Source organism: Phycisphaerae bacterium, from assembly GCA_018003015.1.
Lineage (GTDB): Bacteria > Planctomycetota > Phycisphaerae > UBA1845 > PWPN01 > JAGNEZ01.
The window spans coordinates 171,030-192,509 of the sequence record JAGNEZ010000003.1; the positions used below are offsets into that span (position 1 = coordinate 171,030).

Annotated in this window: 18 protein-coding genes; 8 read left to right on the top strand and 10 right to left on the bottom strand. The window is 63.3% G+C overall.

Going from position 1 to position 21,480, the window contains the following annotated elements:
* Positions 1 to 235 precede the first annotated feature (235 nt).
* Positions 236 to 793 (bottom strand): hypothetical protein, encoded by a 558-nt coding sequence (locus KA354_02495; GenBank protein ID MBP7933495.1) that lies wholly within the window; start codon positions 791 to 793, stop codon positions 236 to 238.
* A gap of 141 nt (positions 794 to 934) precedes the next feature.
* Here KA354_02495 and KA354_02500 point away from each other — a divergent pair, with 141 nt between their 5' ends.
* From KA354_02500 to KA354_02520, 5 genes are all read left to right on the top strand, one after another.
* Positions 935 to 1,660, top strand: coding sequence for a phosphoadenylyl-sulfate reductase (locus KA354_02500; GenBank protein ID MBP7933496.1), 726 nt, complete (start codon positions 935 to 937; stop codon positions 1,658 to 1,660).
* A 446-nt stretch (positions 1,661 to 2,106) separates the two neighbouring features.
* Positions 2,107 to 2,697 (top strand): RNA polymerase sigma factor, encoded by a 591-nt coding sequence (locus KA354_02505; GenBank protein ID MBP7933497.1) that lies wholly within the window; start codon positions 2,107 to 2,109, stop codon positions 2,695 to 2,697.
* Positions 2,670 to 3,338, top strand: a complete 669-nt coding sequence (locus tag KA354_02510) for a zf-HC2 domain-containing protein (GenBank protein ID MBP7933498.1) — start codon at positions 2,670 to 2,672, stop codon at positions 3,336 to 3,338. Before KA354_02505 ends, KA354_02510 begins: the two co-directional genes overlap by 28 nt.
* A 247-nt stretch (positions 3,339 to 3,585) precedes the next feature.
* The gene (locus KA354_02515) at positions 3,586 to 4,395 is read left to right on the top strand and encodes a hypothetical protein (GenBank protein ID MBP7933499.1); all 810 of its coding nucleotides are present in this window, start codon (positions 3,586 to 3,588) and stop codon (positions 4,393 to 4,395) included.
* Positions 4,388 to 5,527: a hypothetical protein gene (locus KA354_02520; protein MBP7933500.1), complete on the top strand. Its 1,140-nt coding sequence runs from the start codon at positions 4,388 to 4,390 to the stop codon at positions 5,525 to 5,527. The genes KA354_02515 and KA354_02520 overlap by 8 nt, the downstream gene beginning before the upstream one ends.
* Positions 5,528 to 5,854: 327 nt before the next feature.
* Here the strand turns inward: KA354_02520 and KA354_02525 are convergent, their stop codons facing one another.
* The 5 genes from KA354_02525 to polX form a co-directional block, all read right to left on the bottom strand.
* Positions 5,855 to 6,466 (bottom strand): hypothetical protein, encoded by a 612-nt coding sequence (locus tag KA354_02525; GenBank protein ID MBP7933501.1) that lies wholly within the window; start codon positions 6,464 to 6,466, stop codon positions 5,855 to 5,857.
* A 452-nt stretch (positions 6,467 to 6,918) separates the two neighbouring features.
* Positions 6,919 to 10,146: a LamG domain-containing protein gene (locus tag KA354_02530; protein MBP7933502.1), complete on the bottom strand. Its 3,228-nt coding sequence runs from the start codon at positions 10,144 to 10,146 to the stop codon at positions 6,919 to 6,921.
* Between the two features lie 27 nt (positions 10,147 to 10,173).
* Entirely contained in the window at positions 10,174 to 11,232 is a 1,059-nt protein-coding gene (locus tag KA354_02535) for a PEP-CTERM sorting domain-containing protein (GenBank protein MBP7933503.1), read from the bottom strand.
* Positions 11,233 to 11,314: 82 nt separating this feature from the next.
* A complete protein-coding gene (locus tag KA354_02540) occupies positions 11,315 to 12,094 on the bottom strand; it encodes a PEP-CTERM sorting domain-containing protein (GenBank protein MBP7933504.1) in 780 nt (259 codons plus the stop codon).
* A 779-nt stretch (positions 12,095 to 12,873) separates the two neighbouring features.
* Positions 12,874 to 14,592 carry a DNA polymerase/3'-5' exonuclease PolX gene (gene polX / locus KA354_02545; protein ID MBP7933505.1) on the bottom strand — a complete coding sequence of 573 codons (1,719 nt, stop codon included), beginning with the start codon at positions 14,590 to 14,592 and terminating at the stop codon, positions 12,874 to 12,876.
* A gap of 100 nt (positions 14,593 to 14,692) precedes the next feature.
* On the opposite strand from polX, the gene lpxD reads away from it, so the two are divergent.
* The 3 genes from lpxD to KA354_02560 are packed head-to-tail and all read left to right on the top strand — an operon-like array spanning position 14,693 to position 17,140.
* Complete coding sequence (lpxD, locus tag KA354_02550; GenBank protein MBP7933506.1) at positions 14,693 to 15,763, top strand: UDP-3-O-(3-hydroxymyristoyl)glucosamine N-acyltransferase; 1,071 nt, start codon at positions 14,693 to 14,695, stop codon at positions 15,761 to 15,763.
* A gap of 8 nt (positions 15,764 to 15,771) precedes the next feature.
* Positions 15,772 to 16,614: a UDP-2,3-diacylglucosamine diphosphatase LpxI gene (gene lpxI / locus KA354_02555; GenBank protein ID MBP7933507.1), complete on the top strand. Its 843-nt coding sequence runs from the start codon at positions 15,772 to 15,774 to the stop codon at positions 16,612 to 16,614.
* Between the two features lie 10 nt (positions 16,615 to 16,624).
* Positions 16,625 to 17,140, top strand: coding sequence for a transcriptional repressor (locus tag KA354_02560; protein MBP7933508.1), 516 nt, complete (start codon positions 16,625 to 16,627; stop codon positions 17,138 to 17,140).
* A 126-nt stretch (positions 17,141 to 17,266) separates the two neighbouring features.
* Here the strand turns inward: KA354_02560 and rplT are convergent, their stop codons facing one another.
* From rplT to KA354_02580, 4 genes are all read right to left on the bottom strand, one after another.
* The gene (gene rplT, locus KA354_02565) at positions 17,267 to 17,626 is read right to left on the bottom strand and encodes a 50S ribosomal protein L20 (protein ID MBP7933509.1); all 360 of its coding nucleotides are present in this window, start codon (positions 17,624 to 17,626) and stop codon (positions 17,267 to 17,269) included.
* A 71-nt stretch (positions 17,627 to 17,697) separates the two neighbouring features.
* Entirely contained in the window at positions 17,698 to 17,904 is a 207-nt protein-coding gene (gene rpmI / locus KA354_02570) for a 50S ribosomal protein L35 (protein ID MBP7933510.1), read from the bottom strand.
* A gap of 184 nt (positions 17,905 to 18,088) precedes the next feature.
* Positions 18,089 to 18,376: an acylphosphatase gene (locus KA354_02575; protein ID MBP7933511.1), complete on the bottom strand. Its 288-nt coding sequence runs from the start codon at positions 18,374 to 18,376 to the stop codon at positions 18,089 to 18,091.
* Between the two features lie 117 nt (positions 18,377 to 18,493).
* Complete coding sequence (locus tag KA354_02580; GenBank protein ID MBP7933512.1) at positions 18,494 to 21,478, bottom strand: DUF4340 domain-containing protein; 2,985 nt, start codon at positions 21,476 to 21,478, stop codon at positions 18,494 to 18,496.
* Positions 21,479 to 21,480: the final 2 nt, after the last annotated feature.

Here is a 21,480-nt window from a genome sequence, read left to right on the forward strand (position 1 = left end):
GGCGACCCGGCCAATCCCCTCACCCAGGTCAGGACGAGGTTGATCACGCCGGAATGAACCGTTTCAACGAGGTCCGTGAGTCTATAACGACTTCCTTGGTCGTCAAAATGGCCGCCAATCACCTCCTCGGGAGGCAGAGAATTGCCTATTCTCACAGCCCGCTGAAGCCATTCTAAGGGCGACGCAGCTGGCCGAGCGGCTCCGCAAGCGTCTGGAGTTGGGCAGCCAGCCAGCCTCAGTGACCTGGCGTCCTCTGGCCGCTGTTCCCGTAAGCCTGCCCGAGACGAGGCTTCACCCGGCCGAGAACCACGAGAGCCACACCGAGAAGCAGACCGACCAAAGTGCCGGCCAGGAGCTGCCTGAACACGGCGACCATGGCCGAGACATCTTGAGCCGCAGCCAACAAGCTCTGAAACGCGATCGACCGGCCTCGCAAGTAGACATGGAGCGAAGGAGCACCCACGGCCAGAAGAAGGAGCTTCAACCGGAACCAGCGCATCCGGGCCATTGGCCCGACCATGGATGCCGTCAGCAAGATACCCACGACGGTCGCGCCAAGGAAGCCCGGAACAACCAGCCAGGCGTACACCCGGTGAACTGTCCTCCCGACCTGCCGCCAACCCTCGGCGTCTCCGGGGAGGCCAGCCTGGAAGGCGACCACCAGAAGCGCCATGAGCCCGCCGACGTATGCGGCCACGCACAAGAGTTTGGCCACGATCAGATAGGGACGGAATCCTCGCCCCCATCGCCGGCCGTGGATATTGCGAGGCCTCGAGTGTTGGCTGTCGCCCATGCTTGTACCCTGAAGGAATCGGGACGCCGTCCGACAGGGACCATTCTGCGTGCGAATCAGCCATGGTGCAATGCCCCTCGACCAAGCTGGCCAGACAGACACCCCCTACAATCCCCGGAACCGAGAAGGGACCGAACGCGTATGAATCCCAATCATCCCGTCGATCTAGACTTACTGAACCGACAGTTGGAGACACGCACGGCACTGGAGATCATCGACTGGGCCGTGGGGCAATACGGAGACAGCCTGGCGGTGTCCTCGTCCTTTGGCGCGGACAGCGCGGTTATGCTCCACTTGGCCACGCGCGTGAAACCCGACGTCAAGATTATCACCGTCGACACGGGCTTTCTTTTCCCTGAGACGGTCCTGTTTCGCGATGAGCTTGCCCGACGGCTGAACCTCAATCTTCACATCTACCGGCCGGCGCTGACCGCGACCGACTTCCTGATCGAGCACGGACGGATGTGGCGATCAAACCCCGACGCCTGCTGCGCGTTCAACAAACGCGAGCCTTTCGACCGTGCCAAGCGTGAACTGAAACTCGGGGCCTGGATCACCGGTATTCGACGAGATCAATCGCTGAGTCGTAGAAAAACGCCGATCATTCAGCGTGATCACACCGGCCTGGTCAAGCTCTGCCCCATCGCGAGTTGGACCGGCCGAGACATGCACTACTACCTCCTGGAGAACGACCTGCCCTACCACCCACTTCGCGAGCACGGTTACCTGAGCATCGGCTGCCGCCCGGAGCAAGGCTTCTGCACCAGCCAGGTTCGCCCGGGCGAGAATCCCCGCTCCGGGCGCTGGGTCAGCTTCGACAAGACGGAGTGCGGCCTCCATTTGCACGATCAGGGCAGCGGCATCTGACGTACATAAAGCATTGCCAAAGCGAGCATTACAGTCTATTCCCGCACCGCGACGCAGCGGCGCGGAAACCTGGAGAGCATCGCCGGGGTGGGATGGGATAAGCCGGTGGAACTGGGCGTTTGGGGTGCCCATGGATGCGGATCAGGAACGTGTTGATGCCGTCCTGACTGATGGTGAGCACCCTGCTGTTCGGACGGTGCGAATGGACTGTTGGGATGTGGGTCAAGTCACTCCCAACCATTGGTCAGTGTGACTTGAAGGGGCGGGGCACGCCGGTGGAAACGGCCGAGGCGAGGCTCCTTCGCCGCTTGGTTATCGACCGCCGCCCGGATAGGATCCCCTTCGGGACGGATTTGCACGCCCTGCTGGCGGTCGCGTTGCGGCGGAGTTGAAACTCTAACCGTTGGGGGCTGTAGTCCTTATGGCACTTGTGGGCGAGACACCAAGTGGGAGCGAGCCAGGACAACCCGAGCGACGCCGACTTGGTGCGGACCGTATTCGAGGGCAACCGAGAAGCCTATGGCACGCTGGTCGAACGGCATCTTCGGAGTGTCTTCGCGGTTGCGGCCCGGATCCTGGGCAACTTGGCCGAGGCCGAGGACGTGGCCCAGGAAACGTTTCTCCGGGCGTTGGAGCGGTTGTATTTGTACGACCTTGAGCAACCGTTCCGTAATTGGCTGTTCAAGATCGCCACGAACCTGGCTTTGAACAGGCTCCGAGCCCACAAGCGGGAGCGCATCCTGCACCTCAAGGCGGCGGAAAACCGTCGTAACGAGGGCGGGGCGGTCGACTTGGATGTGCCGAACCCCGGGCAGTGGCGATACTGGCTGGCGCAGCTTGATGAACCTCAGCGGGCGGCCATGGTGTTGTTTCATTTTCATGGCATGCCCTACACGGAGATCGCAGAGGTGCTGGACGTGCCGGTCAACACGGTCCGCACACATCTGCACCGGGGCCGAAGGCGACTGCGTGATCTGATGGCGCATGGTCAGATGCCGGAGAACGGGACATGGGATATCGCGACACCGAGCAGTTGATCGAAGCCTACCTGGACGGCGAACTGTCCGTGGAACAGGCTGCGGAGGTTGAGAATCTGGTGCGTGGCAACGCGGAACTGCGCCGCCAGTATGGCCCGGTGATCCAGCTGCTCCGTTCGCCGGAACCGGTCACCATGCCGGATGATTTGACAGAGCGAGTGCTGAGCTCGATTCAGGGGCATATACTCAGGGAGAAGGCTATGCCGGTCTGCCCGGGGCGGCCCACCCTTCGGGGCTACCGCGTCTGGCTGCCCTGGGCACCGGCTCTCGCGGCTTCGTTTCTCCTGTTCATGGCCGGCTGGTATGGCTCACAACTGACCAGCCGCTCATCGACGCAGCGGGAGGACCCGAAACCGAGTCTGGTTCCCCAGGTGAGCGTGGTAGCCAGCCCTCTGCTGCTGAACAGTCTAGCCCAGAGCCTGACGGCGAGCGGGCCGGCCAATCCGGCGGCCTTTGTCATGCAGGGGGCAGCTATGGAAGTCATTGCGGCTGCTTCGCTGGAGACCGCCGAGGACTCGGCCGTCGTTCCCGTTCGACAGACGCCTCGACGGCTGCGAGGTGCCAGCCGTTCCCAGGATCGGTCCTCCGAGCCCACGGACGGACCTCGACTGCCAGTGTTCGTCCCGATTCAGCGGCTATGAGCGTGAGAGGCCCGACATGACAGCTCAGGTGTTTGGCATTCATCGATCACGCGGGTTTACCCGGTTGTTCCGCGGTCGGCTCGCCGGGTCAGGTGCGTTCCTCGCCGTTGGCCGCGTCGGTGCGGTCCGGCGATGGACGATGCCTGTCGTCGCATCGACGGCATGTCTGTTGTCATTCATCGTGTCCGTACACGGGCAGAGCACAACCGATCCGGTTGAGCGTTCCATGCAATTCATCGAGCAGTCGATGAAAGCAACGGACCTGTTCAACGAAGGGAAAGTGAAAGAAGCTTTGGCCGTTTTCAAGAAGCTCCTGGAAACAAACCCGGACCTGGACGAGGACGGCTACGTAGCTCTCTCGATCGGCGACTGTCTGGCCGTTCTGGATCGCCGGGAAGATGCCAAAGCAGCCTATGAGGCCGCGCAGGCCGCACACTCCGACCTGGCCGGCGCAGTGGACGATCGGCTCATCGAACTGGAGTTGGCCGGCAACGTGGGTGACTCGCTACTCGACCGGCTGCGGTTTGCAGCGACAGGCCGGAGCGAGAAGCGTTTCGTGGCCGCGTGGCAATTAGGTCGGGCACTTCAGAAGCGGGCTCAGGCCCTGCTCATCGAAGCGGCCAGCGCGTTTCGGATGGCTGCCCAACTCGATTCACCCATCCCCAAGACCGACTGGCAGGCTGACCATCTGGTGGACCTCGACGACTTGAATGATCAGATGACCGGAGCGATCGAGAGGGTCGAGAGACGGTGGGCCGAGTTGCGGCGATATCTCTCGGGCCGGCAAGGTCCCGGCGAACAGCTGCCGATCCAGCAGTCCAGCACCCAGCGGCGGCAGTATGAATGCACGCTCAGGACCGCCGGCGGCGGGCAGGTTGTCCTCCGCGGGTCGCAGGACCGGACGGACGGTGGGCCACGCTTCACCGCCAACGGGAAGCCCATCCAGTTGAACGAAGCCCAGGCGGATTTCATCCGCCGATACCAGGAGCGCATCGACCACGTTCTACTGGAGGCCGCGAACAGGAAGTCCGCCAACCAAGGAGAGCATCATGAGTAAGCCGTGGGGACTTGCCGGTTTCGGGATCATCGCCTTCGTCTCGACGGTGGTCGCGCTGGCCGGGGATTCGGCCCAGAGGGTGGTGTTCCGCTATCAATCCAGGCCGGGTGAAGTCGTCCGCCAGCGAATCGTTCTGCAAACGGTGGGTTCCGCCCGGATGGGCCCCAGCGAGATCAAGACCGGTCAATCGACCACCAACGAACTCAAGAGCGAGACCAAGAAGGTCAACTTGGACGGCTCGACGGAAGTCGAGGTCACGTTGGTCAACGTCAGCATGAGTATCACCGGCAACGGGCGGCGCATGGAGTTCAACTCCAAAACGTTTGATCCGGCCAAGGAGCACGACAGGGACCTGCGCTACCTGGGGCGGTTCTTCTCCACCCTGGCCGGCAAGAAGTTTACCATGGAGTCCAGTCCGGAGGGAAAGCCCACCAAGGTGTCCGGTCTTCACGACATCATCCAGAAAGCCATCGATGAAGTCAGAAAGGACTTCGAGAAAGAGAAGGGCCGGTTCTTCGTTTCGCAGATCCTCGAGCAGGTCGCCTCGATGTTCGACGATGAGAGCGTTGGGCGCCAGATGCAGTCCTATTACCGGATGGTCCCGGAGAAACCGGGCCCGGTCCAGGTCGGGGAAACCTGGCAGAACCGATGGATCATGGACATGCCCACGCTCAATGCCAAGTGCGAGGCGAATGGCGAGTACGAGCTGTTGGGCGTCGAGACGTTCCGCGGACGCCCATGCGCCAAGATCCGTCTCAAGGAAACGCTCCGCCTAGCCACTGAGCCGGAAGTGACCGACAACGAGAAGGCGAAGAAACCCAGGAACGCCGGCCTGCTGGGCAGCCTCATGGAGCAGATGGACTACACCATGACCACCAGCGGGGGCGAGGGAATCGCCTATTGGGACTATCAGTCCGGCGTGCTCGTCCAACTGCGCCAGACGCAGAAGATGACCATCGAGGCCCGGATCAAGCAGGGCCCGGCTACGGCTATCACCGGCGCTTCCGGGCTGGGAACGCTGACCCAGAAGCTGAACACGTCGGTCCGTGTCGACCTGATCGAGGGCGACGAGGCGACGACCACCGGCGCGAGCGAGTCACACCCCGGCGATTCCGCCGACAAGGCCCCATAAACTCGCGATCGACAGTCGTTCTGTGGCTTACTGAAGACGCGATTGCCGGTGTTCCGGGCTTCCGACGGTTGTTTCTTGACTTCCGGTCGCTGCCCCCGAATGATCTAGTGTCTCTGGCGAATCTCTCTGATCCAAAAGGGCCGGCTTCAGGAAGGAGCTGGCCCTTCTCTCTTTAAGCCTTTGTCACTACAGTACTTTCGTATACCTATAGGTCTACCTTGACCTATTCTAAGCCCTATCAGTCACGGTCAGTGTTTAGTGGTTAGTTGGAAGTAAGAAGGGGTGAGGAATGAGCGTCGTTAGCTCTCGGCGGTCAGCTTTCAGCTATCAGCCAGAGGATGTGAAGCGAACCGCCAAGACGCCATGACGCGGAGGAAACGACGGCGACCAGTGAACCGAAGGCCGCGAAGAGAGCGAAGCAACACGGAGCGGGCGAACCGCGAAACGCAGTCGGGCCGCCGCGTGGTGAATGGTCAGATGGGCGCGATGCGCGACCCTGAAGCCGGAGAACTCGACGGCGATCGCCGCCAGCAGAGCAGCTCGCCAGTCATGCCGGCACGCCCGGAGGAAGCGATACATGCAGCCGCCGGCGAGACCGAAGTGCAGCACCAACGTTGCAGGGTACGCGATGAGAGGTGGCAACAGCGCAAACAGCCAAGTCGGCGGATACCAAAGGCCGGCCTGTGGATCGGCGGCGATCGATGTCCCCATGGCCACCCAGGGATTCCATAGCGGCCACTCACCCGCCCGGATCTGCTCGCCAATGTACTGTCTGGTAGGAAGGTAGAAGAGGACGTCGTCTTCAATCGCGGATACCCCACCCAGCCGCCACGCGCCGGCAAGAATCACGATCGGCAAGCCAAGCAACAGACTGCTCACCAGCAACCGGCGACTGTGATTGCTGATACCGCTACCCTCGGATGCATCTTCCACGCCCATGGGCAGGGATCTTCCGGCTGACGCAGGCGGCCGTCAAGCGTGCTCAACCGCAGGCATGAGTCGGTGTCGAAGGCGGCCCAGCTTGATGAAGTCGGTGGCCGTGTTCAGATACCGCAGAACCGAACGCGAGCGCTGGGCGAGGTGAACAGAAGAAAGCAAAGAAGAACGCGCGGTGGACCGTTTGACTGGAGGGATAGGATGAACAGGATTCCTCACCAGATCCTGCCCATCCTACCTATCCTATTCGTTGTCTTGCCGTCGGGGTTCTGATTCTCCATCAGTGCCAGGCCGGACGAGGCGCCGGCACCGCCCCCCTATTCTTGCGACTCCCACTATTTAGAGAATGGCCTACGACCCCTTATCCGGCCCCCCCTTATCCGGGCCGCAGGCGGTCCGGAGTCCGCCTGCGGCCCACTGGAGGGTGCTTCACTGTGCAACTGAGCCGTTGCGGCTTAGGGGCTGCAAGTCGCCGGCACGACGTGCACGGCCGGGCCGGTGAAGCAATTCACGAACTCTTGCAAGTCCGTGGCGTTGATCTGCTGGTTTTGATCGCGATCGAAGCACACGCACTGGCCGGACAGGAACTCTAGCACCCCGTAGCAAGCCTGAAACGCGCCGAAGTCCACCTGGTCCACGTCGTCGTCGCCGTCCGCGTCGGCGAAAATGGCCCCGCACGGCCGCGGTAACTGGCAACCGGTGCACACCTTGACCTGATCCATCGACACCTGCGCGTGGCCATCGCCCATGTCCTGGTAGAACAGGTTGACAAACGCGCCGCCGTCGAATTCGTCGGTGATGGCCGCATTACCCAGCGAGTTGGCGTCCCAGCCGCCGGACAGCGTACCCGGCATGGCCGTCGTCAGCCCCGGCAAGTCCCATGTGGGCGTAAACGCCGCCATCGCCGTCCCGCAGAAGACGGCCACTTCCCAGCCGCTCTGTTTGACCTTCAGCGTCGCGATCAACGGAATGGACGACGAGAGGTTTACCGGCACGGGCAACGCGAACGTGCCGATGACCTTGATGCCGGTATCGTCGCCGAAGGCGTAGGTGGTTTTCGTCTTGTTCATGGCCATGATGCTGCCGGTCACGACCAGCGTGTCGGGATCGGAACCGCCGTTCTGATCGTAGTAGAAGCTCACCACCAGACCGCCCGTGCTGCTGGCGAAGTAGGTGCTGGCCTCGGCGTCACGGCCGGCGCGACTGGCCGAGAACAGGCCCAGTTCCTGTGAGCAGTCCGCAAACTGCCCGCCCGGCCGATTGACCGCCGTCAGATTGTCGACGATGACGTGCGCGTCGGAGACCACCAGGGCCACGCCCACGCCGTCCGGCGTCATCACCGGGAAGTCGTCGGTGAGTCTGCCCACCAACTCGTTGCGGTCCCAGGTAAAATCCATCGTGCCTTGCGTCGTCCAGGCGTGGCCGGCTTCGCGCATCTGTACGAAATCGCCCGCGAGGTTCCAGCCCGAACCGGGGCCGACGTCATTGCGCAGCAGCGCGTTCAGATAATCGTTGGGATCGCTCAGAGGATTGTCGCTGAAATGGTCGTTCACGTAGACGGTCGCGGTGCCATCCAACAGACGCACCGGATAATACGCCGTGCCGGCCAGCAGGCCGTCGGCCACCGCCGTCAGCGTGCCGCCGCCCGCGCGGGCCGCCGTGACGGACAGGCTCGCGCTGTTTGCGCCGGCGAGAATGGTGATCGGCGTACCCGACGTGACCGGGTTGCCGCCTAACGTGACTGCCAACGAAGAGTCGAACGTCAGCGTGACCTCCTTGCCGCCGGTCGGGGCCAGTTCGCCGTTGGGCAGCGCCACCGTCACCGCCAGGGGACCGGTCGCCGTCGGCCAGGTGAACTCGTGCCTGACCGGCGTGACGTTCATGGTCATGGTCGCGTAGTGGGCGGCGATCTGCGCCGGCGTCAACGCACTGCTGTAGACAGCCAGTTCATCCACCTGCCCCAGCCAGTAGTTGGCGCTGGAAGCCGAAGCCGTCGAGCCGACCAGCAACGGCGCGTTGTTGTATACGCTCGGCAAGCTGAGCGGCCCGATCCGGGCCAGCTTGCCGTCCACGTACATGGTCACCGTATCGTCGCCGGCGTCGCTGGAGGTGCCGGCGTCGAACACAAACGCCACGTGATGCCAGGCATCATCCAGCAAGTAGATCGCGGACAGGTAGCCGGCGCTGACCGGCGACCCAAAGTACACTTCGTACGCGTACGGCCAGTGCATGACCCACGAGAACCCGGTAGCACCGTCGCTGTCATCGCGCACGTTGAACAGTGTCGCCCAGGTGCCCTGCGGATAGCCGACCGCAGGCAGCCGTACCCAGGCTTCAATGGTGCCGGTGCCGTCGGTAAATGCGAAGTCCTCCGTCTGACCGCAATTCATCCAGGTGGTGCTGCTGACGTTCAGCGCCGCGCCGCCGGTCGTCGTGCGCGGCAAAAAAGCCGTGCCGGTGCCCAGCACAGTGGCGTCATGTACCGGCGCGTTCGGGTCGTTGTCGGCGCCATTCGCCCCATCGAAACTGTAGTAACTGATCAGCGCAGGATCGGCCAGCGCGGCCGCCTTGTAGGCCGCCAACTCCGGGCTGGGCACACCCGCGACCCTGAATGTCGCCGGCAAGGGCAGATCGGGGCGGGGATCGGCATAGTCGATCGTCGCCACGAAGTCGCCCTCGGTATCGCCCATGCCCACCGCCGACACCTTGAGGGTCAGCGTGGTATCCGGCTGGTTCACGGTGATCGTGCTGCCGGCCGTCACCGGCGTATCGTCGGCCAACATCACCGCCAGCACGTTCGTGTCGTAGTCGATTCTGACGGGCTGTCCGCCCGCGCCCGGCGTCAAGTCGCTGATCACGACGTCCTGCGGACCGGCGTCTCCAGGCAGCACGAACAACCGATTCGTGGGGGACAGCGAAGGCAGCGGAGCGAAGGAACCCGCGTGCGCCTGAATCGTCGCGGCATCCAGGGCCGTGCTGTACATAGCGACTTCGTCCATCTGGCCCTGCCACAGATTCGCGCCCTCAGCACCGGTCGAGCCGATCTGGAAGGGCAGCCCGCTGGGCGTCGTCGGCAGGGGGAGGTCCGGCAGGTCGGCCAATAGATTGCCGCCCGTATACACGAGCACATGACCCGCGTTGAACACGATCGCCAGGTGCGTCCAGCCCTGCGCAACGTCGAATCCGCCCACCTCCCGATAGCCGGAAACCAGCGAAGGCGCCAGAATGTTGTACTCGGCGTAGTGGTGGAAGTTGTAGACCACGACATACGGAGCGTTCGTCCGTACGGCGAATAGTGTCGGATAAGTCCAATAGGGTGGGAAGGTGCCCAGGTCGATCTTGACCCACGCTTCGATGGTGCCCTGGCCGCTGGTGAAGTCGAAGTCCTCGACCGGCCCGCAGGTCACCCAGTTGCTCCCGTCCAGGAGCAGCGCCCGCCCCTCGTTGTGCACGCCGGTGGCAAAATGCCCCCCGCTGCCGGGGGCCGTGCCGTCGTGCGGATTCACCGGCGCGTCATCCACCGTCGAATCCGCATCGAAGGTGTAGTAGCTGATGAGCGACGGCTCGCCCGTCACCAAAGCCCGATAAGCGGCGAGATCCTGAGCCGTCGCGGCCGACGCCGCCAGCCCGATTGCCGCGCTCGCCAACAGGGCCACTCCCATGCGGTGTTTGTGGTAGTGCATTCGATCGTTCCTCCGAAATGAAGTGAATCAGTCTAACCCCTCGGTCATGCGAACGAGCCTGCGTCTGCCGATAACCCGACGCTTCCTCCTGCCCGCGCCGCAGTGATCCGTGTGCGCCCGGTCATCCGCCTCGCCCCGCATCGGGGGCCGCGGGTTGTCCAGCACGTGACTGCTAGGGCTGAAACCCCAGAAGGTAGAAGAAACGCCCGTGTTTCCACGGGCGTTTTGGGGGCGCAGCGTTGACGGGGTCAGGGCTTGATGGCCGCGGCGACGGCACAGCAGCGCCAGGCCGCCCAGGCCCAGCAGCGCCAGCGAGGCCGGCTCCGGGACCACCGTTTGTATGCCATTGAACCACGTCTGGGCCATCAGATCGTAGCCGGCCTCGTTGGGGTGATTGATGCCGTTGGAAAACAGCGACTGATCGATCGTACCCAGGTAGTCCGGGTTGGTCAGGAAATTGACATACTGATCGACCATCGTGACGTTCTTGCCCAGCGACTGGTAGCTCGGCACCAGCGTGTTGCGGATGTAGTTGTTGTAGCTGATGACCGAGGAATTGTACGTGTACATGGGGATGATCTGGGCGACGATCAGTTGAGCATCGGGCTTGTTGGTCACGATGGTGTTGACCAGCGTGTTCAGCCCGGTGGTGTCCTGGCCGTTCGTGCCGATCATGAGCAGGACGATGTCCGGATCGTCGGCTGCCAGCCAATTGACGATGCCGCCCTGCAACGTGCCGGCCGAGGCGCCGCCATACCCGCGGTGGCCGTCCTGGCCCAAGTCCCGGAGATCCAGCGACGGCTTGTAGGTCCCGCCGTGCGTTGGGTCACCGAATGCCTTGTTCCACGGCTCCGCCGAACCGCCGACGAACTTGAAGTTGTAGCCGGCGTTCGTCAGCCGCGTGTACAGGCCGCTGCGATAACCAAACTCGAACGGGTGGTTGGCCCACGAGGGGTTGTCTGTGTAACCCGCGGTAATCGAATCGCCCAGCGGCATGATGCGGATCGGATCCGCGGCGGAGGCGGGCGTGGCGAGGGACAGCGCCACGATCGCGCCAAAGGCGAAGATGTTTCTAAAACACATCACAAGAAGGACTCCTTGCATTGCCGGGAGTGAGTTCCGCAAATGCGTGTCTGACTCACGCCTGGATCAGCCTGCAATACGACGCTCATCTCCGGCGACGAAGGACGACCAGGCTCGCCAGTCCCAGCAGCGCCATGGTGGTCGGCTCGGGAGTCGGAGTTCCGAAGACATCGACCTCACGTATCACCGAGCCGGCCCCCCAGGTGTTGCCGGTGGTTTCCAGGAAGGCGAACTTGATGGCCACGACGCCGCTGGCAAGGACGCCGGTGGTATCGGTCACGTTCACCTTCGTGGAACCACCTTCAGTCTGTGCCTCGGAAAACGGCTGATAGTCGACCGTTGCCAGTTGGGTGAAGTCAGATTCGCCCAGGTACTTCACCAGGACGTTGTACTTCTGGTTGGAAAACCCTGCACCCTGCCAGGCGGCGATCGACTGGATTTCGGTGATGTCGTATCCCTGGCCCGTGCCCTCGCCAAGAGCGAACTCGCTCCAGGAGAGACCGTCCTTCCAGAGCCACGCCGTGCCGTCGAGAGCAGAGTAACTGACCAAGTCGAAGTCTCCGCCGGCGTTGCCGTCATTCAGTCCCTCAGGACGCATCCCGAAACCGTCTATTAGCATATATGGGCCGTGCGTGGCTATGACACCGGGCTGTTGCAGAAGGTCGTTGTTGCTGACGTCGGCCGCATAGTACACTTCGTCGTCCGTGGTGGATGGGTCGAACGGCCCGTAGGCATTCGGCGTTATCATCACCGCCGCCAAGGCCGGTGAGATGACCACTGCAAGCACGGCCAACACCGCGACTGCGGCGGACGGCCTGGTTGCCAAGATGCCAAACAGGGAATTCGTGCTTTCCTTTCGAGTCATTGCATTTCTCCTCAACAAGTAGTTTGAGACTCCGAACTCCTCCGAGCTCAACAGATAGAAGAACCGCGACTCGCCCTCTCGCAGGGCGAGACCGATACGCTGGAGAGCCGGTTCAAGGCCCTATCATGCTTTCTCGAGCCGATACTCTCCTGCAAAATTAGCGGAGGGGACCCGTTCAGACGCAGGATGTCCCGCGCAGGCCAAGCCCACCTGCATGCTTCCTGAGGTTTTGCGGCCGGTACGCCGCCGGAGGGGCGAATGATCGCGGTCTGACGATCGTTCGGGGCGGCATGGAGACCCGGCCAACGCGCGGCTGTCAAGTACCTGGCCAAGCCCGAGGACCGCACTTTCACCCTCCTGCTACGAATTCCCTCTCCCTAGATTGAACGCTGATCCGCTGATCCAGCATCCCCATCTTAAAGCGGCGAGGAGGGAACATCAATCACAAATGCCCATTGTTTTGCGACATGTCGCCGGTGGGCATCATCTGGGAAAACGCGTTTTCGATAGCAAAAATGAGGTGTGTCGGCTTCAGGAAGGAGCTGGCCCTTCTCTCTTTTCTGGAATGCGCCCTGCCGTCCCGACGCGACTCTCCCGCCGGTGCCAGAGGAAGAGGCCCAGTGCGGTGGCCACGACACCGAACATGACGAGCGGCCAGGGCGGTGAACCCAGGCGCACAAGATGGCCCGCGTCACCGGCCATGAGCAGGATCTTTAGCATGCGCGTCGTCGTCCCTCTCTGTTGCCGGGCAGAGCCGCGGTGGCGGAGGGGTGACGCGGTCACTGACGCTTGGCTGCAATCCACTTCTTGAGCTTGGCCAGCGGCCAGGTGTTGACCACATCCTCGGCCGTGGCCCAACCTCGGCGGGCGGTCACAATGCCGAGCATGAGCTGGTCGAGCTGATCGGTATCGTGGGCATCGGTGTCGATGCACACACGGCAGCCGGCTTTGATCGCCTGACGGATGTGGACATCCTTGAGATCCAAACGTTGCCAGGAGGCACTGACTTCCAGGGCCGTGCCGGTCTTGGCCGCGGCCTTGAACACTGCATCCCATTCCAGATCCATCGCATCGCGGCGACCGAGCAGCCGGCCGGAGGGATGACCGATCACATTCACGTGGGGGTTTTCCATGGCCGCGATGGTGCGGGCGGTGACCCTGGCCCGATCCTGGCCCTGGGCAGCGTGAATGCTGGCGATCACCCAATCGAGTTGGATAAGCAGCTCGTCGGGGTAGTCCAGTGTGCCGTCGGAGAGGATATCACACTCGATACCCGCTAGAACGGTGATTCCTTCCACCTTGCCGTCGGCCGCACGGATCCGCTTGATGTGCCGCCTGAGATCCTCGATCGACAGGCCGCCGGCGATGGCCGAGCTTCGCGAGTGCTCGGTGACGGCAATGTAGCTGTAGCCGCGCTCCTTGGCCGCCTTGGCCATCTCCTCGACGCTGCACCGGCCGTCGCTGGCGGTGGTGTGCATGTGCAGGTCGCCGCGGATGTCGGCCAGCTCGATCAGCTTGGGCAGCTCGGCGTCAAGCTCGCCGCGATCTTCGCGAAGCTCGGGCGGAATGAACGGCAGACCGAGCTTGGCATAGATCTCCGCCTCCTCCTTGCCTGCGATCAGCTTCTCGCCCTTGAACAGGCCATACTCGTTGAGCTTGAAGCCCTTCTTGATGGCGATCTCGCGAAGCCGGACGTTGTGCTCCTTCGAGCCGGTGAAGTACTGCAGGGCGGCGCCGAAGGACTCGGTCGGCAGAACCCGCAGATCGACCTGAATCTCTCCTCCTTCCGAACTGGCTACGAGGATCGACGCCTTGGTATCGCCTGAGGCGCGCACGCCGCTCACCTCCGGCAGCTTGGTGAACGCGTCGATGACCGCTTGGAGGTCGGCCGCCTCGCAGAGCAGGTCGATATCGCCCAGGGTCTCCTTGCCTCGCCTCAGCGAGCCGGCCGGTATGACCCTTTTCACGCCTGGCAAGGCGGCGACCCGACTCCGAAGCGATTCGGCGATCGCATACCCGACGCCCAGCGGTGTTCGCCCGGCCGAGCGGGCCAGGAACTCGATGCCCTCCTGAATCTTGGCGATGCTCTTGGTCCCGAAGCCGGACAACTGCTCGACTTTGCCCGCGGCGATGGCCGCCTGCAGGTCCTCGATACTCCCAACGCCCAACTCGTGGTAAAGGGCCCCGACCTTCTTGGGACCGAGGCCGGGGATACTCATCACTTTCAGAAGCCCGGCGGGCAACGAGGCCATCAGCTCTTCGTGGAGCGTGATCCGCCCCTCGGCCAGGAACTGGCGAATGCGTTCGGCGGTGCTCTTGCCAATCCCTGGAACGGTCTCCAAGTCATCTCGCTCGGCCAGTGCCGCGATGTCCTCGGTTAGGTCGTCGATGGCCCTGGCCGCCCGGCGGTAGGAGTTGATCCGAAAGCGATCCTCCCCTTTGATCTCTAGGAGATCCGCTATCTGCTCGAATCGCTTGACAAGTTCCGCATTGAGCATGATTTACCGCTCACAGGGGTTTCATTGACACTGCCACGCCAGCGGCCCTATTATACCCCCTCGTAGGCAGGAGGGGGTCCTTTAACAGGCATCGGTCTTGATGACATTGACGCTCGCGGAACTGACGGCCTTCATCACTTCCCAGGGCATCCCCTGCACGGTGGACGGCGATGCGTCGGTCTGCATCCGCGCCGTAGCCACGCTTGAGGAGGCGGGGGAAGGCCAGGTCAGCTTCCTGTCGAACCCAAAATACGAGGGGCAGCTGGCCACCACCCGGGCGGCGGCGGTCTTTGTCAAACCCGACGTTGCAGCCCAGCAGAAGATGACCCTGGTTCGCACGCCTGACCCGTACGCGGCGGTGACGGCCGCCATTGTGCGTCTACACGGTTATCGGCGGCATCCGCAGTGGGGTCTCTCCGACCGAGCCGCGATTGCCAGGACTGCCCGGGTTGGGGCCGAGGCGAACATCGGCCCTGGCGTCTACATCGCCGAGAACGTCATCCTCGGGGACAACGCAACCGTCTACCCGGGAGTTTACATCGCCCAAGGATGTCGGATTGGGCGCGATGTGATCCTGTACCCCAACGTTGTCATCTACGACGGCTGCGTGCTGGGCGACCGAGTGACCATTCACGCCGGCTCGGTGATCGGCGAAGACGGGCTGGGCTACGCACCCGTTGGCGAGAAGTGGGTCAAGATACCGCAGATCGGCAGTGTCATCATCGGAGATGACGTGGAGATCGGGGCGAACTGCACCATCGACCGGGCCACGCTGGGCAATACGGCCATTGGCAGCGGGACCAAGTTCAGCAATCTGGTCGCGATCGGACACGGCACGCGGATCGGCGAGGACTGCATGTTCGTAGCCCAAGTGGGCGTGGCTGGCTCGGTTCAGGTCGGGCGTCATGTGACCATGGCCGGCCAGGCAGGCATCGTCGGGCACATCACGATTGGCGATCACGCCACGGTCGGTGCCAAGGCGGGGGTAACCAACTCGGTGGAGCCGGGTGTTACCGTGCTGGGCCAGCCGGCAGTGCCCATCAAGGACTGCCGCCGGCAGATAGCCATCGTTCAGCGGCTGCCGGAAATCAAGAATGAGATTCGCCGTCTTCGGCAGGACGTCGACCGTCTTCGCGCACAGATCCAGAACGACGTTGAGCCGCCCTCCTGAGACTCGCCATGAACCAGACCAGCGCCAACCCGCTCGGACTCATTGCCGGGGCCGGCCGCTTCCCGTTCCTGGTGGCCGAGGGTGCCCGGCGGAAGGGCCGCCCGGTGATCGCCGTCGGTCTTCGAGGTCTGGCGGATCCGCAATTGGCCCAGACCGTGGATCGCTTATACTGGTCGGGCGTGGTGCGACTGGGCCGGTGGATCCGGGTGTTCCGCCGTTGCGGCGTGCGTGAAGCGATCATGGCGGGCTCGGTTCGCAAGTCGGAGATGTACGGGCGGTTCCGGCTGATCCGGTTTCTCCCGGATTGGACCAGCTTCAAGCTGTGGTTCTTCGAGGTGGCCGACCGGCGAAACGACACGATCCTTCGGGCCACGGCGGAGTGCATGCAGCGAAGGGGTGTGACCTTGGTCGATTCCGTCCAATACTGCCGCGAACACCTTCCGCCCCCGGGCGTCCTGACCAGGCGGCAGCCATCACCCGCCCAGGACAAGGACATCGCGTTCGGTTGGACGATCGCCAAGGAGATGGGCCGGCTCGACATCGGGCAGTCGATCGCGGTGAAAGAACAGGAAGTCATCGCGGTCGAGGCGATCGAGGGGACCGATCGCATGATCGAGCGGGCCGGGCAGCTCTGCCGGCACGGCGGATGGATGCTGATCAAGGTGGCCAAGCCGGACCAGGATCCGCGTTTCGATGTTCCGACCATCGGGCCGGACACCGTCGCCAATCTACATCGCCACGGCGGACGAGCTTTGGTCTTTGAGGCGGGACATACCCTGGTCATCGATCGGGAGAGGCTGGTTGAGGCCGCCGACCAACTGGGGATCGTCGTGGTCGCCCATAAGTCGTAACGAGGACGACATGGCCAAGCAGCTCACTGACGAGACGATCGCGACCGCCGAGAATCTCTTTCGCGAGTACCTGCGTGACCGGGGCTTGAAGTACACGCACGAGCGAAAGACCGTGCTCCGCGAGGTGCTGGGTAACCCGGACCACTTCGAAGCCGAGCAACTCCTGGTCGATCTTCGCCAAGCCGGCCGGCGGGTCGCCAAGGCCACGATCTACCGTACCCTGCCGTTGCTGGTCAACTGCGGCATCCTCAAGCAGGTCCAGTTCGGCGACAAGCTGACCCGCTACGAGCACACCTTTGGCCAGAACGCTCACGATCACATGGTCTGCGGACACTGCCACAAGATCATCGAGTTCAGCAGCGAGGACGTGGTCAGGCTGCGCACGGTGCTGGCCTCGCGGTTCCGTTTCCATGCCTTGAGTCACCGGTTCCAGATCAGCGGCCTCTGCTGGGAGTGTGTTCAAGCGGCCCCGGCCGGCGAGCGGCCTTTCGTGCCCACCGATGATACGGCTCCCCGAAGGCGGTAGGCGCGCATGGTTCCCCAGACGCGGCGTGACGCGCCGCACGTTCCACACAAGAAGAAACCCGGCAGGGTCGTGTGCCGGGTTTCTGGGGTCTTCATTTGTCGTGGTCGCCTGACCTTGTCGAGAGGATCAGGCTTTGGCCGCGTTCGCGGTCATGGCGACCAGCTTGTCGAAGGCTGCGGCGTCGGTAATCGCGAGTTCGCTGAGCATCTTGCGGTTCAGGCCGACAGACAGCTTGCGCAGGCCGGCCATGAACCTGGAGTAGCTCGTTCCCCGGGCGCGGCAGGCCGCGGTGATGCGGGTGATCCACAGGGAGCGGAAGTCCCGCTTCTTCAGGCGGCGATCGCGATAGGAGTTGATCCCCGCGCGGGTCACCGCAAAGATCATGATTCGTGTCAGCTTGCTGTGGGCGGCGCGATAGCCCTTGGTGGCGGTCCGAAGCCGCCGAACCTTTCTCGCCCTGACAGCACCAGAGGTCCCGCGTGGCATATTGTTCTCCTCGTGTCCTTCCCCGGCCGGGCCGGGCATTCGTCAACTCGTCAGCTGCTCGCCCGGGCCGCCTAAACGCCCAGAGCCTCGATGACCTTCTTCGCATCTCCGGGGGCCATGACTCGGCTCTGGCGAAGCTTCCGCAACCGCTTGGCCGAACGACCGCTCAGCAGATGCCCGCGGAATGACTGCTTTCGCCTGACCTTACCCTTGGCGGTGATCTTGACTCTCTTCTGCAATCCCTTGTGCGTCTTGCGTCTATGAGCACATCTCGCCATGAATCATCTCGCTATGCTGCTGGTCAACTTCGTCCCCGCGATCCCGCCTGGGACGTCCTTCAGTTCCTCCGCGGTCACGCGGGGAGTAGGATTCGACGGAAGACCCCGACCTCAGCGGCCCGGGCATCCATAGAACTGCACATTCTACCAAGCCGGGGAGGCAAAGCAAGTCCGGCAGCCCAGCTCAGGGGCGGATCCCGAAACCGCGGAACTCCCCGGTCCCCGGGCTCTCGGCCAACTGCCGGCCGCGAATGTACTCGACCATGGTCTCATCCAGGTCCGCCAAGAAGGCGCCCACCTCGGCTGGCGTACCCTCCACGACGACCTCGACTCGTCCGTCCGATAAATTCCGAACGAATCCACCGACCTCGTAGCGTCGGGCCAGCCGCTCGGTCGTGTACCGGAAGCCCACGCCCTGGACATGACCCGAGTAGTGAACGGTTCTGCGGCATCGAGCCGGTTCGAGAGCCATGAAGCCATCTCCCGAGGTGGCGCAGCCGGAACCCGTGGCCCCGCGGATCCTCTCGGGCACCACGCCCTGCCGGCAGACTTGCCGTCGGTTGACCAGGCTTCCGGAGTCGGCCGCGGCCTACTCCTCGCCGCCGAAGCCGCCGGGGCTTCCCATCCCAGGAGCGCCGGGCGGCGTCGCGCCGCCAACAGGGGCGTTCGCGCTCTTCTCGAAATCACGGATCTTCTGCTCGAACTTCACCGCCTGATCGCCCTTCAGCAGGAAGACCTGCTTCGTGCCGCCGAGCGTGGCGTAGCGGCTCTTGTCGGCATCAGCCGCCGGGCCGTTTGCCGAGAGGAGCAGCTCGGTCTTCTGGCCGCTCTTGAGCGCGAAATTCACCCGATCGACGTCGTCGGCGGCCAAGCCGTACGTGCCGAGATCGTCGGCCGCATATTCCACGAACCGGTGCGTCCGCATCTCGCGGAAGGCGTTCAGAACGTCGGTGACCTTCTTGCTGTCGATCGGCAGCACGGGATCCTCAACGTACTTCCAGTTCTCGCCATCCTTGCGGAGCGTGATCTGGGCGGCCTTGGTCTTGAATGCCAGCTCGGTGACTTCATCGACCATGAACTTGACGATCTGGCGGTCCCGCATCTCCGCGGTGACGTCCTCGAAGACCTTGGCTTCGAGCTCGTAGACGGTGTCGTGGTCGGCCACGCAGGCGTAGGTCACGCCATCCTTCTGGGCGAACTGCAGCCGATACACGATCGGTGCCGATGTGGGCGGAGGGAGGGTGACTGCGGGGGCAGAAGCCGCCGCGGGCTCGCCCACCAGCTTCTCGGCCAGCAGATCCTTGAGCATCTCCGTGGCAAGCTTGTTCTCCTTTGGATTGGTCTTCTGGTACTCGAGCAGATCCTTGATGACCTTGATTTCCTGTTCCAGGTCGGACTTCTTGCCAGCGACAGGCTGAGTGGCGGCCGGTTGGCTGCCGACCTTGGCCGCGAGCAGGTCCTTCAACAACTGGGTTACGGCGGGGTTCTCGTCGGGATTTGTCTTCTGATACTCGAGCAATAGCTTGTAGATCTCCGCGTCACGCTGATCCCGAGACAGCGGGGTGGTTGCCTGGGGCTGGCTTGCGGCCTGCCCGCTCTTCTTGGCCAGCATTTCCTGGAGCATCTTCGTGGCCAACGGGTTCTCTTGGGGATTGGTCTTCTGGAACTCGAGGAGCTCCTTCAGGACCTTCGTGTCGCGGTCCTCGCCCGTCGCCGGATTGCTGGCCGGACGACTGCTTGCCGCGGCGGCCGGCGCGGCCGGGGCACCGCCCGAAGCCAGCACCACGGATTCCTCTTCGGCCGCCACGACGGGCTTGGTCGCCGGTGGCGTGGAAACTGCAGGCGGAGCGGCCGGCGCCGTCGCCTGGGTCGCGGGCGGGAGCGGATGCACATGCACGGCGAGGGAGACGGCGGGCTCGTCGAGTCCGTACTTGGCCTTGTCGCCGACGGCCACCACCTTCTTGGCAGACAGACTGGAGACGTCCTGCAACAGGTTCCGGACCGCGTCGGCGTCGGCCTCGGCAGGGACTGGTGATCGCATCCGCCAAGTTCGGTCGCTGTCGGTGCGGGTCAGCTCGATGGGCTTGCCGCCCTTTCGGGCCAGCTCGATCTTGCGAGCTCGCTCGCGGTCGAACGTCAGTACCGACCGATTGCGATAGGACACGCCGCCCTGCAACAGTTGGGCAATGGTATCCTCGGGCACCGCGGCCACCCCGTCCTCGGCGGCGTTGCGAATGTAGACCATCCGCCCGCTGGTGCTGGCCGGCCCGACCAGCATGGTCACTGGGTTGGGCTCGCCGGCCAGCGTCAACGTGATCCTGGCCCGTGGCTTGCCCCAGTCAACATCGATCGGGGTCGTAGCCGGGTCGACGAACGAGGTCGCCTTGAGATCACGAACGGTCTTGATCAGATCTGCGACCAGCGTGAAGTCGGCCTCGGTCTTGTCCGCGAAGAACCACTTCTCGGACTCCTTGGTCAGGTCCAATGGGCCACCCGGAGTCTCGGACTGGATCCGGGTAACCTTGGTGCTGTCCACCACGGCGATCGTCTTGTCGCGCAGGTTGCCGGCCTCGGGAGCCATGGTGTCGATGGACGTTTTGCGCAGCGAGAACACCCAGGGGGCCGAATCCAGGCGAGCGAAGAACGATTCGTTCTTGGTGTCGGTGGGTCCGCCGATCATGACCACGTAGGTCTTGGCCTCGATGGACGGCTGGGTATCCGCCGGCTTGGTGTTGGCATCGCCGGGCTTGGCCTTGGCCGGAATCTCGCGTTTGGTCTCGAGGGTGATCTTGAGCCGGGGCTTCTCCAGTCCATATAGCTTGTAGGAGGTCGGAGCATCATCCTTGAAGGCGTCGGCAGAAAGGCTTGACAGCGGGCGAATGAAGTTCTCCACCGCGGTCTTGTCGGCCCGTCCGCGGTAGGGTTTCTCCATCATCCACTTGCCGCCTTCGCCCTTGACCAGCTCAAAGTTCTGCAAGCCTTCGACCTGGACCCGCTCGACCTTGTCCATCAGGAAGTTGAGGACGCGCTTCTCGCGCAGATCGTCGAGTTTCTTGTTCAGGCTGTAGCTCGGGTCGTCCTTGGACACCACGATCTTGTCCGAGCCGGCCATTTGGACGTAGAAGCCGACACCGGTCGGCTGCCGCTCGCCGACCAGCACCTCGCCGATCGGCGTTCCCGCCTTGATCAGCTTGACCACCGTCGAGGGCTCCTTGAGGCCGGAGGTCTTGTCGCTGGGCCGTTGCGGGTCCTTGGGGCCGAACTCTTTGACGTACTTCATTTCGGCTACGGCCCGGATCACCCCTTCGACGTCATACTTGCGGGCAGGGGCCTTGATCGGCGCCTCGAGATTCCATTCCTCGCCGGCGGCCTCTTTGACCATGGCAATCGTCGGCTCACCCTTGCGGGTCAGCTCGACGCGATCAATGCCTTCCGGCTTGGGATCAAAGAGGCTTTTCTCGACCGTTTCCTTCGCTGCCGGCGCCGGGGCCTGCCCGGGTCTCTCGACGAGGAAGACATACAATCCGATCGCGAGGCATACCACCAGGAGTAAAACTGTCGTCTTGATATTCATGG

Excerpts from the sequence above, each read along its gene's own strand:
- KA354_02495 (MBP7933495.1), bottom strand. The coding sequence starts at position 793 with ATGGGCGACAGCCAACACTCGAGGCCTCGCAATATCCACGGCCGGCGA.
- KA354_02500 (MBP7933496.1), top strand. The coding sequence starts at position 935 with ATGAATCCCAATCATCCCGTCGATCTAGACTTACTGAACCGACAGTTG.
- KA354_02510 (MBP7933498.1), top strand. The coding sequence starts at position 2,670 with ATGGGATATCGCGACACCGAGCAGTTGATCGAAGCCTACCTGGACGGC.
- KA354_02515 (MBP7933499.1), top strand. The coding sequence starts at position 3,586 with ATGAAAGCAACGGACCTGTTCAACGAAGGGAAAGTGAAAGAAGCTTTG.
- KA354_02520 (MBP7933500.1), top strand. The coding sequence starts at position 4,388 with ATGAGTAAGCCGTGGGGACTTGCCGGTTTCGGGATCATCGCCTTCGTC.
- KA354_02525 (MBP7933501.1), bottom strand. The coding sequence starts at position 6,466 with ATGGGCGTGGAAGATGCATCCGAGGGTAGCGGTATCAGCAATCACAGT.
- KA354_02530 (MBP7933502.1), bottom strand. The coding sequence starts at position 10,146 with ATGCACTACCACAAACACCGCATGGGAGTGGCCCTGTTGGCGAGCGCG.
- KA354_02540 (MBP7933504.1), bottom strand. The coding sequence starts at position 12,094 with ATGACTCGAAAGGAAAGCACGAATTCCCTGTTTGGCATCTTGGCAACC.
- polX (MBP7933505.1), bottom strand. The coding sequence starts at position 14,592 with ATGCTCAATGCGGAACTTGTCAAGCGATTCGAGCAGATAGCGGATCTC.
- lpxD (MBP7933506.1), top strand. The coding sequence starts at position 14,693 with ATGACATTGACGCTCGCGGAACTGACGGCCTTCATCACTTCCCAGGGC.
- lpxI (MBP7933507.1), top strand. The coding sequence starts at position 15,772 with ATGAACCAGACCAGCGCCAACCCGCTCGGACTCATTGCCGGGGCCGGC.
- KA354_02560 (MBP7933508.1), top strand. The coding sequence starts at position 16,625 with ATGGCCAAGCAGCTCACTGACGAGACGATCGCGACCGCCGAGAATCTC.
- rplT (MBP7933509.1), bottom strand. The coding sequence starts at position 17,626 with ATGCCACGCGGGACCTCTGGTGCTGTCAGGGCGAGAAAGGTTCGGCGG.
- rpmI (MBP7933510.1), bottom strand. The coding sequence starts at position 17,904 with ATGGCGAGATGTGCTCATAGACGCAAGACGCACAAGGGATTGCAGAAG.
- KA354_02575 (MBP7933511.1), bottom strand. The coding sequence starts at position 18,376 with ATGGCTCTCGAACCGGCTCGATGCCGCAGAACCGTTCACTACTCGGGT.
- KA354_02580 (MBP7933512.1), bottom strand. The coding sequence starts at position 21,478 with ATGAATATCAAGACGACAGTTTTACTCCTGGTGGTATGCCTCGCGATC.